11 protein-coding genes are annotated in these 14,723 nt (G+C 71.9%); 5 read left to right on the top strand and 6 right to left on the bottom strand.

Translation table 11 applies throughout. The features are described from left to right. The first annotated feature begins 33 nt into the window (after positions 1–33). The 4 genes from lysA (at position 34) to AB0K35_RS10295 (ending at position 4,211) form a co-directional block, all read left to right on the top strand. Complete coding sequence (gene lysA, locus AB0K35_RS10310; protein ID WP_238669683.1) at positions 34–1,350, top strand: diaminopimelate decarboxylase; 1,317 nt, start codon at positions 34–36, stop codon at positions 1,348–1,350. After that, the gene (locus tag AB0K35_RS10305; RefSeq protein WP_363884819.1) at positions 1,350–2,591 is read left to right on the top strand and encodes a GNAT family N-acetyltransferase; all 1,242 of its coding nucleotides are present in this window, start codon (positions 1,350–1,352) and stop codon (positions 2,589–2,591) included. Before lysA ends, AB0K35_RS10305 begins: the two co-directional genes overlap by 1 nt. Then, positions 2,548–3,531 carry an aldo/keto reductase gene (locus AB0K35_RS10300; protein WP_238669681.1) on the top strand — a complete coding sequence of 328 codons (984 nt, stop codon included), beginning with the start codon at positions 2,548–2,550 and terminating at the stop codon, positions 3,529–3,531. Before AB0K35_RS10305 ends, AB0K35_RS10300 begins: the two co-directional genes overlap by 44 nt. A gap of 119 nt (positions 3,532–3,650) precedes the next feature. Next, positions 3,651–4,211, top strand: a complete 561-nt coding sequence (locus AB0K35_RS10295; RefSeq protein ID WP_238669680.1) for a snapalysin family zinc-dependent metalloprotease — start codon at positions 3,651–3,653, stop codon at positions 4,209–4,211. A 73-nt stretch (positions 4,212–4,284) separates the two neighbouring features. Here AB0K35_RS10295 and AB0K35_RS10290 read toward each other — a convergent pair whose 3' ends face one another. From AB0K35_RS10290 to AB0K35_RS10270, 5 genes are all read right to left on the bottom strand, one after another. After that, entirely contained in the window at positions 4,285–5,205 is a 921-nt protein-coding gene (locus AB0K35_RS10290) for a hydroxymethylglutaryl-CoA lyase (RefSeq protein WP_363884816.1), read from the bottom strand. A gap of 142 nt (positions 5,206–5,347) precedes the next feature. Then, on the bottom strand, positions 5,348–6,715 hold the full coding sequence (locus AB0K35_RS10285; protein WP_238669678.1) for a biotin carboxylase N-terminal domain-containing protein: 1,368 nt from the start codon (positions 6,713–6,715) through the stop codon (positions 5,348–5,350). 71 nt (positions 6,716–6,786) lie between these two features. Continuing rightward, positions 6,787–7,386 (bottom strand): TetR/AcrR family transcriptional regulator, encoded by a 600-nt coding sequence (locus AB0K35_RS10280; protein ID WP_238669677.1) that lies wholly within the window; start codon positions 7,384–7,386, stop codon positions 6,787–6,789. A 100-nt stretch (positions 7,387–7,486) separates the two neighbouring features. Then, a complete protein-coding gene (locus AB0K35_RS10275; protein WP_363884814.1) occupies positions 7,487–10,366 on the bottom strand; it encodes a hypothetical protein in 2,880 nt (959 codons plus the stop codon). A 2-nt stretch (positions 10,367–10,368) separates the two neighbouring features. Beyond that, entirely contained in the window at positions 10,369–12,156 is a 1,788-nt protein-coding gene (locus tag AB0K35_RS10270; protein WP_363884812.1) for an HSP90 family protein, read from the bottom strand. A 120-nt stretch (positions 12,157–12,276) separates the two neighbouring features. Here AB0K35_RS10270 and AB0K35_RS10265 point away from each other — a divergent pair, with 120 nt between their 5' ends. Further along, positions 12,277–13,500, top strand: coding sequence for an MFS transporter (locus tag AB0K35_RS10265; protein WP_363884810.1), 1,224 nt, complete (start codon positions 12,277–12,279; stop codon positions 13,498–13,500). On the opposite strand, the gene AB0K35_RS10260 is transcribed toward AB0K35_RS10265, so the two are convergent. Beyond that, positions 13,497–14,654, bottom strand: coding sequence for an FAD-dependent oxidoreductase (locus AB0K35_RS10260; protein ID WP_363884808.1), 1,158 nt, complete (start codon positions 14,652–14,654; stop codon positions 13,497–13,499). The genes AB0K35_RS10265 and AB0K35_RS10260 overlap by 4 nt on opposite strands. Between the last annotated feature and the right edge of the window lie 69 nt (positions 14,655–14,723).

Below are 14,723 nucleotides of genomic sequence, written 5' to 3'. Positions count from 1 at the left end.
ATCCTGAGCGCTGATCTCCCGAATGAGGATTTGATGGATGAGTTCACCTATCGCGACGGTTCCCTCTGGTGTGAAGGGGTGTCGCTGACCTCGGTTGCCGAGCGGTACGGCACACCAACATACGTCTACTCCGCGAGCACCCTGATTGATCACTACCGCCGATTCGCCAAGGCCTTCGACGCGGTCAGCCCATTGGTCTGCTTCTCAGCGAAAGCGCTGGGTAACGTACACCTGCTCAGGCTGCTGGGCCGGGAGGGCGCCGGCATCGACGCGGTCAGCGGAGGCGAACTGCACCGGGCGATGGTGGCGGGGATCGACCCCGAGCGGACGGTGCTGGCCGGGGTGGGCAAGTCCGAGACCGAGCTTCGGGAGGCGGTCCGCCGCAACATCCGCTGCATCAACGTCGAGTCCGAGGCCGAGGTCGAGTTGCTGTCGCGGATCGCCCGCGAGGAGGGCGCACGTCCTCGGCTGGCGATCCGGGTCAACCCCGATGTCGCGCCTGACCAGCGCACCCCGGCCCGGACGACCACCGGCACCCGGGGCGGCAAGTTCGGTGTCGACATCGATCGGGCCGGCGCGCTGTTCGCGCGTGCCGCCGCCGACGAGGCGCTGCGGGTCGAGGGCTTCCACATCCACCTGGGCAGCCCGATCTTCGACCCGCAGGTCTATGCCATCGCCCTGGACCGGCTGCTCGCCCTCGTCGCCCGGATGGAGGCGGCCGGGCACCGGATCACGACGCTCAACCTGGGTGGCGGTTTTCCGGCCGAGTACATCGACCGCACCGCGCCGAGCTGGGACGATTTCGCCGAAGTGATCGTGCACCGGCTCACCGGGTTCACCAGGCAGGGCGGTCAGGTCATATTCGAGCCGGGCCGCACCATCGCCGCCAATGCCGGAATTCTGCTCAGCACGGTCCGCTATCTCAAGCAGGCCGGTGACCAACAACTCGCGGTGATCGACGCCGGCATGACGCACATCGCCCGCGCGGCGATGTATGACAGCTACCACTTCATGTGGCCTGTGCAGCCACCCGCGGAGGCGATCCCCAGTTCACGCGACGTGTCCGGCGTCGAGGGTCTGACGACGTACGACGTGGTGGGCCCGATCTGCGAGTCGAGCGACTACCTGGCCCGGGGTCGGTCGTTGCCGGCGCTGAAGGCCGGCGACCACTTCGCGATCTTCACGGCTGGCGCCTACGGCATGACGATGACCAGCAACTACAACAGCCAGTTGCGCCCCGCCGAGGTGCTGGTGCACGGCGACCAGGTCTCGTTGATCCGTCGGCGGGAGACGTACGACGACCTGGTGGCGCTGGAACTACTCGACGACGGTAGCGACCAGGACGGCTGATGAAGGACGACGTGTCGGTCACGGCCCTGCGGTCGGTCCGCGAGATCGGCGAGCAGGTGTGGAACGGCCTCGCCGAGGGTGAGGGGTTCTACCTCGGTTACCCGTGGATGGCCTGGGCCGAGACCGACCCGTCGTTCGTCACCACCTATCTGGTGGCCCGGGATGCCACGGGTGCCACGGTGGCGGCGGTGGCCACCTATCTCTGGGCCGGCGCGAGCGTGCCGTCGATGAACCTGGCGTACGGCCCGGGTCACATCGCTGAGGAAAATCTGGACCGGCCGCTGTCGGCCGAGGAGCACGCGGCGTTCCTGCCCGCGTTGCTGGTGGGTTCGCGGGCCGGCTACCACGGCGCTGTCGCGATCTCCAAGGAGTTGACCGGCGACCGGCGGGACGCCGTGCTGACCGCGCTCTTCGCCGAGGTGGAGGCACTCGCCGGGCGGCTCGGGGCAGCCAGTGTCGCGTTGCTCTACACCCCTGCGGAGCACCTGGCCGCGTACCAGGCGGCCTGGCATCGGGCGGTCGGCCCGGCCGGCCGCGGTCCGGTGGCGGCGATGCTGTCAGCCGAGGCGGTGTTGCCCGCGCCAGGCGGCGAGGTCTCCGACCGGGCCGCCGAGGCGGCGGACCGGCGGGAGTGGCGACGCGAACGCCGACGGTACGACGACGCAGTGGACCGGGTGGAGACGGTCCGGCTCTCCGAATGCGTGGACGTGATCGCGCCACTGCTCGGCGCGACCCAGCGCAAGTACGGCGGCCCGGACACCGACGCCGACATGCACAGCTACTTCGCGTCCCAGGTGCCGGCGCTGGACGCGTACAGCCTGGTGCTCCTGGAGTTCGCCGGCGACGACGTGGTCGGGTTCAGCCTCAACTACCTGTGGCCTGACGGGGTGTACGTCCGCGCGGCCGGCTTCGACCAGTTGGCGGCGGCGTACTCGTACTTCAACCTGACCATGTACCGCCCGCGCGGTCTGGCGGCTGAGCGCGGGCTGCCCCTGGTGCACCTCGGTTCGGGCACCTACGGCGCCAAGCGCGCCCGGGGTGCCGAGCCGAGGTGGACGGCAGGCCTGGTCCGGCCTCCGGTGGGCATCCCCGACGAGTTGGCGCGCGCCTTCGCGATCGACGGCTCGGACTACCGGCAGGCGGTGCGGACCTGGGGCGGACCCGTCCCCACCATCCCCTCGCAGCAGGAAGGTGACCATGCACTATCGCAGGTTCGGTCGGCTGGGCTGGCAGGTCAGTGAGATCTCGTACGGCATGTGGGGGGTCGGCGGCGGCCTCCACGGCTGGACCGGCGTCGAGGACGACGAGAAGTTCGCAGCCCTCCAGCGCGCCGTAGACCTCGGCTGCAACTTCTTCGACACGGCCTGGGTGTACGGGCGCGGGCACAGCGAGCAGGTGCTCGGCGACCTGGTGCGGGCCAACCCCGGCACCCGGCTGTACGTGGCCACGAAGGTGCCGCCGAAGGACATGCGGTGGCCATCGACCCGGGACTCCACCCTCGATGACGTCTTCCCCCCGGAACACATCGAGGAGTACGTGCACAAGAGCCTGGACAATCTCGGGCTGGAGTCGATCGACCTGCTGCAACTGCACGTCTGGGAGGATTCCTGGACGGACGACCCGCGCTGGCGGGACACGCTCACCCGGCTGCGGGACGCCGGCCTGATCGGCGGGATCGGCATCTCGGTCAACCGGTGGGAGGCATGGAACGGCGTACGGGCGATCGAGACCGGGCTGATCGATGCCGTCCAGGTCATCTACAACATCTTCGACCAGGATCCCGAGGACGAGTTGTTCCCGGCGGCCACGGCGCATGACGTCGCGGTCATCGCCCGGGTTCCGTTCGACGAGGGCACCCTGACCGGCACGTTGACGGTGGAGTCGACGTGGCCGGAGGGAGACTGGCGCAACTCGTACTTCGTGCCGGAGAACCTGGCCGAGAGCGTCGCCCGGGCCCAGGCGCTGAGCGAGGACCTGCCGCCCGGGATGCCGATGCCGGAGGCGGCGCTGCGCTTCATCCTGGCGGACCCCAGGGTCTGCACCACAATTCCCGGGATGCGACGGATCGCGCACGTCGAGAGCAACATCGCGGTGAGCGACGGGAAACCCCTGGAGCCGGAGGTGTTGGCGACGCTGCGCCGGCACCGCTGGTCCCGTCAGCCGACCTGGTGGTCGCAGTAGCGGCTCTGCGTCAGGCACTGATCGGGGTGGGCGGTGACCAGGAGTTGGCAAAGTAGACATTGATATTTACAGATGTCTATGGCTAGGCTCCTGGCACCCCTCTCAGATCGGAGTCAGCGATGACCTCACGACTCAACCGGCTCGCCGTCGCGTTGCTCGCGACGACACTCGCCACCCTCGGCATCACGGTCGCCAACCCGTCGCCCGCGTCCGCCGCCATGACCATCTGCTACAACACCAGCCAGGCGGGAAGCTACGCCAGCGTCGCCAACCAGGCCGCCTCGATCTGGAACAACGCCACAGTCAACCTGACGCTCTCCGCCAACTGCGGCTCCAACCTGCGCATCTACCGGATCACCGGCGGCGGCTCGTACGCCCAGCGGACCAGCCTCGGCAACGGCCGGGTCTACATCGACACCCAGCAGGCCGCCCAGTACAGCGTGCTGCGGATCATGACCCACGAGATCGGGCACATCCTCGGCCTGCCGGACAACTACAACGGAAACTGCGCGCTGCTGATGTCCGGCGGCAGCGCCGGCACCAGCTGCACCAACGCCTACCCGAGCACCGCCGAGGCGAGCCGGGTGAGCAACCTCTTCGCCGGCACGTTCAGCGCCACCGACCGCAGCGCGGACATCTTCCGCGACAGCTGGCCGAGCGTGCTCACCTCCGTGAGCTGACCGCCCTGGCACGTGGAAGGGGCCGGCGCGCGTGCGCCGGCCCCTTCGTCGCGTCCTCAGCTCGGCATCGTCCTCAGCTCGGCATCGGCGTCAGCCGGGTACGCGGACCGGCTCGCAGCACACCCGACGGCAGCCTCTTGCCCAGCAACTCCTCGGCCAACTCCGCCACCTCGATGAGCGCCGGCAGGTCGATGCCGGTGTCGATGCCCATGTCGTGCAGCATGTGCACTGCCTCCTCGGTGGCCAGGTTGCCGCTCGCCCCCGGCGCGTACGGGCAGCCACCGAGGCCACCGACGCTGGCGTCGAACTCGGTCACCCCCAGCTCCAGCGCTGTCAGCAGGTTGGCCAGCGCCGTACCCCGGGTGTTGTGGAAGTGCAGCAGCACCGGCACGTGTGCGTTCCTGTCGCGTACCGCGCTCAGCAGCTCGCGGACCCGACGTGGGGTGCCCATGCCTGTGGTGTCGCCGAACGCGACCCGGTCCGCGCCGTCGCGGACCACCCGGTCCACGATCCCGGCCACCCGTTGCGGGTCGACGTCCCCCTCGTACGGGCAGCCGAAGCTGGTCGCCACGATCACCTCGACCCGCGCCGACGCGCCGTGCAGCAGGTCGATCAGCTCGGCGATGTCGTCCAGCGACTCGTCCGTGGACCGGTTGACGTTGCGCCGGTTGTGGGTGTCGCTGGCCGAGACCACCACCTCGATCTCGGTGAACCCGGCGGCGAGGGCCCGCTGGGCGCCCCGGGTGTTCGGCACCAGCGCGGAGTACCGCACCCCGTCGGCCTTCATCGCCCGCTGCCACACCTCGTCGGCGTCGGCCATCTGCGGAATCGCCTTGGGGTGCACGAACGACACCGCTTCGATGCGGCGTACGCCGGTGCCGGAGAGGCCGTCGAGCAGCCGCACCTTGGCGTCGGTCGGGATCGGGTCCTCGTTCTGCAGCCCGTCCCGCGGCCCAACCTCACGGATCGAGACGAAACTCGGCAGGTCCGCCATAAGGGGTCACCTCACTGTGACGAAAGCAGTGCTTGGGGGTCCTCCCAGCATGCCACCCCGCTGTTGATCAAGAGGTTTGCGTCATTCGCGGCGCAGATCCTGACGCAAACCTCTTGATCACCGGGGGTGGGCACCGGGGCGGTCAGCGCATGCGGGAGACGATGCCGGTGTCGTAGGCGCCGGAGAGGAACTCGTCGTTGGTGAGCAGCTCGGCGAAGAAGGGAACGTTGTTCTTCGGGCCCTCGATCTGGAACGCCGCGACGGCCGCCTTCGCGCGGTCGAGCGCCTCGTCGCGGGTCGCGCCGCTGACGATCAGCTTGGCCAACAGGCTGTCGTAGAACGGGGTGACAGTGTTGCCACCGGTGTAGCCGGAGTCCACCCGGACACCCTCACCGGTCGGCTCGACCCACGTCCTGATCACACCCGGACCCGGCAGGAAGCGCTTCGGGTCCTCCGCGTTGATCCGCATCTCGATGGCGTGCCCACTCGGGGTCAACGCGTCCGGGTCGAACGTCGGCGCCAACCCGGAGGCCACCCGCAACTGCTCCTCGACCAGGTCGATGCCGTAGACGTACTCGGTCACCGGGTGCTCCACCTGCAACCGCGTGTTCATCTCCAGGAAGAAGAAGTCTTCGGAGCCGGGAGCAGTGCCAGCAGCGTCCCGCTCACGCGGGACCATCAGGCACTCGACAGTGCCCGCGTTGCGGTAGCCGACCGCCTCGCCGGCCCGCACCGCCGCCGCCAGGAGCCGGGACCGCAGCTCCGGCGAGACCGCCGGCGACGGGGACTCCTCGACCAGCTTCTGGTTGCGCCGCTGCACCGAGCACTCCCGCTCGCCGAGCGCCACCACCCGGCCGTCGGCCAGGCCGAGGATCTGCACCTCGACGTGTCGCACCCGGGGAAAGTACCGCTCGATCAACACCGAACCGTCGCCGAACATCCGCTCGGCGAACGCGCGCACCTTGTCGTACTCGGTGCGCAGCGCGGCCTCGTCGACCGCCACGCCCATGCCCATGCCGCCACCGCCGGCGGCGGCCTTGACCATCACCGGGTAGCCGATCTCGGCGGCGGCCGTCACCGCAGCGTCCAGGTCGGCGGCCGGGTCGGTGGTGCCCGGTGCGACCGGCACACCGGCCGCCGCCATCAGGTTCCGGGCGTTGATCTTGTCGCCCATCGCGGTGATCGCGTCCGCGTCGGGTCCGACCCAGATCAGGCCACTCGCCTCGACGGTCCTGGCGAACTCGGCGTTCTCCGACAGGAAGCCGTACCCGGGGTGAATGGCCTGCGCACCCGTCGCCTTCGCGGCGGCGAGGATCGCCTCGGTGTTGCGGTAGCTCAGCGCCGGGTTCGGTGGGCCGATGAGGACCGCCTCGTCCGCCTCCGCGACGAATGGCAGGTCGGCGTCGGCCTCCGAGTGCACAGCGATCACGCGGATGCCGAGCCGCTTGGCGGTCCGGATGATCCGGCGGGCGATCTCGCCCCGATTGGCGACCAGCAGTGACTCGATCATGTTTCCTCCCGGCGTCCGGATGGTGGGACGATGTCAGGGAATCATGACCGGCACGGTTCTGACGAGTCGGCTCAGGCGAGCAGCGCAGCCAGGGTCGCGCCGCGCAGCAGCTCGGCGCGGCGTCGCCGGTCCACCTCACCACCGAGGAACGGCGTCGAGTTCATCAGGCCGAACGCGGCGTGCGCGAGAACCCGCGCCTCACCGTCGGGCATCCCCGGGTGCAGCGCGGTGAGCACCGTCACCCACTCCTCGACGTAGAGCCGCTGCAGGCGACGGATCCGGCGCCGTGGCTCCTCGGGCAGGCGGTCCAGCTCGTGCAGGTGCAACGCGATCACCGCCGGATTGGCCAGCGCGAACTCGACGTGGAAGTCGATCAGCGACTCCAGCACGCCGCGCGGGTCGTCCGAACGCCCGACGGCGCGTTCCCGCCCACCGGCCAGCAACCCCTCACTGACCGGAATCAACGCGGCGGCCAGCATGGCTTCCTTGCCGGCGAAGTGGTGGTAGAGCGCCGGACCGGTGACCCCGGCGGCGGCGCCGATGTCGTCCATCGACACGCCGTGATAGCCGCGCGCCGCGAACAGACCTACCGCGATCTCCAGGATCTCGTCCTTGCGGGACCTGCGCCGGCCCGCACCCGCCGCACCCCGTGCCTGCTGCTCCACCGTCACCGGGCAAGCCTAGACCGCGAGGAGCCCGCGATGGTTGCCGGTTACTTCCGTCCGCCCCGGGCCGGGCCGCCCCTGAACTGGCCAGGGGCGGCCGGCGAGGTCAGTCGTCCTCGTCCAGGTCGTGCTCCGCGCGCAACGCGGCGGCTTCCCCGGGTCGATCGAGCAGATCGAGCACCCGGGCCAGCAGCCAGGCCGTCTGGCGGACCTGCCGCGAGGCGGCCGGCAACCCGCCGAGTACGCGGCGCAGCAGCGGCTCCGCCTCGACCGGCCGATCCAGGCGCAGCAGCAACTCACCGATCAGGGTCTCCACCTGGGCGGCCTCGCCGAACGCCTCGATCGACCGCAACCGGTCCGGCACCCCGGTGAGCCGACCCAGCGCCTCGTCCAGTCGCTCCTCCCCGGTGAGCACCCGCGCTCCGGCCTCGGCGGCCATCGCCAGCTCGTACAGCACCGGCGGATCGGCCTGCTCGGCCAGCTTCGCCGCCAACCCGTCCACCACCTCGACGGCGCGCAACGCCGCGTCCCGGTCGTCGGCCCAGAACCAGGCGTACGTCTCCCGCCGGCGAGCACGCAGCTCATCCAGCGGCAGGTCGCCGAGCCGGTACGCCTCGGCCGCGGCGGCGAACCGCTCGCCCGCCGCCGCGTCCCGGTCCGCGTCGTAGAGGATCCCGCCGGCCTCCTCCAGCACCTGCGCCCGGTGCGGAAGGTTGTCCGGTCCGTCCAGATTGCTGGCCAACTGCTCCAACAGCGCCAACGCGGGATCGATCTCGCCAAGTCCGGCGTAGACGCCGGCCAGCAGGTGCCGGCAGCGGTCCGCCTCCGCCTGGGCGCCCAGCCGATCCAGACCGAGCACTGCCTCCTCGGCGACCTCGGCGGCCTCGGCGAGCCGGCCCACCATCCGGTACGCGTTCGCCAGCTCCCACCGCAGGAACGCGTCCCCCTCGGCGCCCCGCTCCACGCACAACGTCACCGCCTCGACGAAGTCGTCGACCGCGTCCGGGGCCCGGCCGGCCGCCAGCAACGCCCGGGCGCGGGCGACCCGGACGGGCAGCTCCGCGTCCGCCGGTGCCGCCTCCAACGCCTCGTCGCAGGCGGCCACGGCATCCGCCGGGTCGTCGACCAGCCGCGCGTACGCCAGGCAGGCACCCGTGACCACCTCGCCGACACCCAACTCCCGGCCGATCCGGCGTGCCTCGTCGACGGCGGCGCGGGCCTCGTCGACGCGGTCGGTCTGCTCCAGCAGGTGCCCCCGGTGCAGTGCGATCCGGGCCGCCAGGTGCCGATCGCCGCCCGCATCGGCCGGTACCCGGTCGAGCGCGGCGAGCGCGTCCGCCCAACGCTCGCGGTGCAGCAGCGCCAACGCCACCCGGTCGTGTCCGGCCGCCCGCTGCTGGACGTCGCCGAGCCGGTCCAGGACCTCGGCCGCCTCCCGGACCAGCAGCAGACCCTCCTCGGTCTCCTCGTCGGACCGGGTCAACAGCACGCCGAGCCGCCCGGCGACCGTCTGGGCCGCCACCTCTTCGTCCGCCTCCCGGTACAGCTCCAACGCCGCCCGATTCAGCTTGATCGCACCCTCGATGTCGTCCTCGTCGCCACGCTCCGACGCCCGCAGCGCCAGCCGGTGCGCGGACGTGCGGGCGGGCAGCTCGGCGGCGCCGAACCGGTCGTCGAAGGCAACAAGCGCCGCCCGGAAGGTGCCCCGGTCGTGCCGGCCCCAGCTCTGCTCCGCGAGGTCCAGCAGCTCGTCCGGGCCGGCGTCGGCGGGCACTGTCGCGGCGGGTCGTTCACCCTTGGCGGGCGGTCGCACGCGCTCGGTGGACGACGCCGGCGTGCCCGGCCTGGCGGCCGGCTCGTCCCCGACCGGTTGGGCCGGGCGACGGCGGACGCTCGCCGACAGCGGCACATGCTCCCCGCTCGCCTGCACGGCCAGCCGCCTGGCGATCCACTCCGACTGGTGGCCCGTGCCGTTACGGGCGTCGAAGCGGGCGGCCAGACCGGCAGCGGTCTCGGCCAGCTCGTCCGCCAACGACGCCGCCGACACCGCGGCGGCCGGCCGGCCCTCGGCGGCCCGGCGGTAAACGGCAGACGAGCCGGCCTGACGCAGCGCGGCGGCGGCCGCCGCCGCGAAGTGCATGGCGGCGGCCGGCGACGGCGGTCGGTCCAGCCAGTCCAGGTGCCGCTCGACCAGCTCGACCGCCCGCGCCTCGTTGCCGGTCAGCGTGCAGAACTCGACGTGGTCCGCGATGTCCCACAGGTTGGCGAGGTTGCCGCGCAGCCGGCGGTAGGCCTCCCGGTGCGCGTCCCGCGCCTCCTCGGCCCGCCCGGTCCGCAGGTACGGCAGGAGCAACGCGGTGAGGATCGACTGCGGCTGCTCGTTGCAGTTGAGCCGACCGGCGAGCACCGGCTCGGCCAGCTCCACCGCCTCCACGTCCCGCCCGGTGTCGGCGAGGTAGCCCACCTGGCTCGTGGGGTCACAACCGGCGCAGTCGGACAGGCCGTCGCGCGGGGTGGTCTGCCAGAGCCGGTACCAGTGCGCTGCGGCCTCGACGTCGCCCACGTGGTCAGCGACCCGGAACCGGTGCTTGTGCACTGCCTGCAGGCTGTGCCCGCCGGCCCGGTAACGGCGTTCCATGTCGTCCAGCAGGGCGTACGTGCGGTCGAGCGGCACCTCCGGGAAGTTCAGCAACCCGTTGATCATGTACTTGAAGTGCCAGAGCAGGTTGTGCAGGTGACGCTGGTGGTACGGCTGGGGGTCACTGTCGAACTCGGACAGACACCAGGAGAAGGTCACGAAGGACTTGGCCGGCTCACCGCCGTAGATGTAGCCGGTGGTGGCCTGCATCCGGGTCACGAACGCAAGGTGCCTGTCGTCGGCGGCGTCCACCCGGCGCAGCAACTGCTCCAGGGCCGCGATCTGCCCCGCCCCGTACGGCATGTCGGAGATGCCACGCAGCACCCGCCACAGATCCTCGTCGCTCATGCTCACTCCCGTCCCGGAACAGCCCGGCCGAGCAGGCCGAGGAAGGAATCGTTCAGCAGCGCGGCGTCGGCGGCGCGGATCGGATGGTGGCCGAGCAGCAGCGCCTGCCCGTACAGCGCCTCGATGGCCAGACCGACCAGCTCCGGATCGCTCAACATGGTCACCCGTCGTACCAGCGGGTTGCGGTGGTTGAGCACCAACTGCGGACGGTCCGGCGGGGCGGTGGCGGCGAGCGCGTCGAGCACTCCACCCCACAGCTCGTCGGCCCGGTCCCGGCTGGCCGCGAGCTGGTCGTTGAACGCCGCCGACCGGCTGACCAGGTAGAGCGCGGGCAGCGAGACCGGGTCGTACGCCCGGATGACCACCTCGCAGCCGGAACGCTCGACGGCCCGCTGCGCCGCCGCGAGGAACTGTCGCAGCGCCAACTCCACCTGCGGGTCGAGCGCGTCGAACCGGGTGGTGAGGTCGCTCGGCTCCAGCCGCTCGATGAGCACCGAGCGGTCCACCACCGGCAGCCGCTCGATCAGCTCGGTGTCGTACGTGTAGCCGGCGTTGACCACCGCCAGGTCCTGCGCGGCGGCGACAGCGGCCAGTTGACGGAACTCGTCCAGGCTGGCCGCGTAGCGGACCACGCCGTAGCGCTCCCGGAACTCGGCGAGGGTGAGCGTGCCGACGTTGGTGTCCATCGGCCACCACCTGTCGACCAGCCGGAGCATCTCGTCGTCGTGCAGCGCCAGGGCCTTCACGCCGAGGTGGTGCACCTGGAGGAACTCGGCCAACCGGTGCGGGTCGTGCCGGGCCAATCGGACCAGCCAGCCGCGCACCTGGTCGCCGAGCGCCTCCCGGGTCGCCGTCAGCAGGGTGTCCTCGTAGAGGGCCTCCCGGCTGGCGGTCGGGCGCAGTTCGGTCGCGTCCACCACGCAGTGCGCGAAGAACGCCCACTCCGGCAGCAGCCCGTCGGCGTTCTCGGTGAGCAGCATCCGCTTGAGGTAGACGCGGTGCCCGGCCCGGGCCGCCGGGTTCACCGGGGTCGGGAGGATGACGGCGACACCGGTCAGCCCGGCCTCCGGCACGGCCAGCGGCAGGACGTCGAACGGGTCCACGCCGAGTGTCTCCCGGGCGTACCGGATCAGCGCCGCGCGGTCCAGTGGCGCACCCGGCGTGGTCGGCCAGGGCGGTTCCCCGGCGGTGGTGACGACGTCGCCGACGCGGACGGTGACCGGCAGCAGCGCGCCGAAGAGCCGGGCCAGGTCGGTGACTGTCGCAGTGGTGAACCACTGGTCCGCGTCGCGGCGGGGCACCAGCGTGACAGTGGTGCCCGGCTCGGTGCGAGCCGCCTCCGGCGGGGCCACCGTCACCGCGTAGCGGCCGTCGGCGTACCCGGTCCAGCGAACAGTGGGGTTGTCGCCGTGCCGGGTGAGCACCTGGATCTCGTCGGCCACCAGGAAGCAGGAGAGCAGACCGATGCCGAACTGGCCGAGGAACTCGTGCCGGGAGAAGCCCAGCTCGTCGCGCTTCGAGCTGCGGCCGATGGTGGCCAGCAGCTCGTGCACCTGCGCCTCGGTCAGGCCGATGCCGGTGTCGTGCACCCGTAGCGTGCCGTCGCCGGTGCTGTCCGGGGGTTCGATGCGTACCAGCGCCGGCGCGTCCGGCTCGGTCCTGCGTCGGGCGGTGATCGCGTCCACCGCGTTCTGGAGCAGCTCGCGGACGTAGACCCGCGGGCTGCCGTAGAGATGATGACTGAGCAGGTCAACCACGCCACGTAGGTCGACCTGGAAAGTGTGGTCCACGCCTGTTGTCTCCCCGGTCCCGGTGCCGGCGCTCACCGTACCCATGATCACCGACAGGCGCGGTCCCCTTCTGCCCGGCGGCTTGACCCTCGACCCGGTCGAACCGGCACGGTCGCCGGCATGACTTCCTCCGCTCTGGGCCGGGACTTCCGGCTCCTGTGGTCCGCGGCCGTCTCGTCCCGGTTCGGGGACGCGCTGCGTACCCCGGCGCTGGCCCTGCTGGCCGCGACCGCGACCCGTGATCCGCGGGTCATCGCGGCGGTCACAGTGGCCGGGCAGTTGCCGCCGCTGCTGTTCGGCCTGCTCGGCGGCGTGTACGCGGACCGCTGGGACCGCCGTCGGACGATGGCCCTCGTCGACGGGGTACGCGCTGGCGTGGTCGCGGCGCTGGCAGTCGTGGTGGCGCTCAACCGGGTCAGCGTCCTGGTGCTGCTGGTGGCGGCGTTTCTGCTCGCCACGTTGGGCACTCTCTTCGACTCCGCCTCGTTCGCGTTGCTCCCCGCGTTGGTGCCGCCGGACGCGCTGCCCCGGGCGAACGGCCGGCTCCAGGCGGGGTCCGCCGTGGCCGGTGGCTTCCTCGGAGCGCCCGCCGCCGGTGTCCTGTTCGCCGTCGCCCCGGCCCTCCCGTTCGCCCTCGACGCCGTCACCTTCGCGGCGGCCGCCCTGCTCGTGCTGGCCCTCAGTCCGCCTCCCGCCGGCACCCCGGGGACGACACGGCGGCGTGGCTCGGTGTGGGGCGAGATCGTCGAGGGGCTGCGTTGGCTGCGGGCGCACCGGACCCTGTGGCGGGTCACGCTGCTCACCGCCGCGAGCAACCTGGCGATCAGCGGAATCATGGCGGTGCTGGTGCTCTACGCGCTGGACGTGCTGCGGGTGCCGCCGGCCGGCTACGGGCTGTTCGCCGCCGCCGCCATCGTCGGGGGCGTGGCGGGGGCGCTCGGGGCGGGGCGGCTCGCCGCAGGGCTCGGCACGGTGCCGGCGCTGCGTGCGGTGCTGGCCGTGGAGACCGTGGCGCTGACCGGTTTCGCGCTGGCTCGGCGTCCGGTGTCCGGCGGGATCGCGCTTGCCGTCTTCGCCGCCGGCACAGTGGTGTGGAACAGCCTGTGGGCGTCGTACGGGCAGCGGAACGTGCCGAGCGAGTTGCTGGGTCGGGTCGGCGCGGCCCAGCGGATGGTCGGTCTGCTCAGCGCGCCGCTCGGGGCGGCGCTCGCCGGGTTGGCCGCCGCGGCGTACGGCACGGCGCCGGTGACGGGCGCGGCGGCGGCGACGTTCGCTCTGGTCACCGTCGCCGCGTGGCGGACGCTGCGGCCGGCCGCACCCGCTGTGTTGAGCCGCGCGGGCTAGCCCGGCGTCCGCTCCCGGTGCGACAGCCCGGACAGGCGCAGCGCGATGCGTCGGCGGGCCGGTGGAACGGCACCGAGCAGCCGGAGCAGCACGTCGCGGGCGGGCCGACGAGCCGGGGAGACACCGGCCATCCTGGTCAGCCCGGCGGCGAAGCTCAACACGTCCTCGGCCATCGGCCGCTGCCGGGCGGTGTAGTCGTCGAGCAGCGTCTCCGGGCCACCGTCGAGCACGTCCGCCACTGCGGTGCCGAGCGCGACAGCGTCGCAGATGCCGAGGTTCATGCCCTGCCCACCGGCCGGGCTGTGCACGTGCCCGGCGTCGCCGGCCAGCAGCACCGGCCCGGCTCGGAAGGTGTCGGCGATCCGGTGGTGCACCCGGAACCGGGAGCCCCAGAGCACCTCGGTCACCCGGTCGGGTCGTCGCGCCGGGCCGCGCTCGTCGAGCAACGCCTGGAGGTAGGCCGCATCCGGTTCGGCCGGGGCGCTGGCCACGGCTGCGACCAGCCGGACCACCCCGCCGGGCAGTGGCGCCCACACCAGCGGCCCGGGGCGGGCAAGGAAGAGCGCCGCCTCGTCGCGCGGCAGCACGCTGCGCACCCGCACGTCGGCGAGCACGAAGGACTCCTCGTCGCTGCTGCCGGTGAAGCCGATGCCAGCCAACTGTCGGACAGTGCTGTGCAGGCCGTCCGCACCAACCACGAACCGGGCCCGCAGTGCCTCGCCGTCGACCTGCGCGAGCATGCCGTCACCGGCTCGGCTCAGCCCGGTGAGCTGGCACGGCCGTCGCACCTGGACGCCACGTTCAGCCAGCTTCTCGGTGAGCACGGCCTCGGTGACCGCCTGGGAGACCAGCAGCGCGTAGGGGAAGCGGGACGGCAACTCGTGGAACGGCACCGACAGCAGCACCCGGTCCCGGTCGCGCACTGTGAAGCGCGGCGTCCGCACCGCCTGGGCGATCAGCGGCTCTGCCGCGTCGATCCGGTCCAGCACCTCAAGTGTGTACGCGTGCACGACGGCCGCGCGGGAGGTCGTGGGCGGTGCGGTCAACCGGTCCAGCACTGTCACCTCGACCCCGCGCCGGGCCAGCGTCAACGCGGTCGCGAGACCGGTGGGGCCGGCGCCCACCACCAGGACGTCGGTGCTCGTGGGCAGCATGGCCACCTCCAGGTCGACTGGGCCAACGGCCGTTGGCAAACGCGTGTTGGCAACGCTAGGGCCCTCCCA

It is taken from the genome of Micromonospora sp. NPDC053740 (assembly GCF_040677775.1).
Taxonomy (GTDB): Bacteria; Actinomycetota; Actinomycetes; order Mycobacteriales; family Micromonosporaceae; genus Micromonospora; species Micromonospora alfalfae.
The sequence above is the reverse complement of the archived record's forward strand: the minus strand, read 5'-3'. Positions and strand labels throughout refer to the sequence as shown.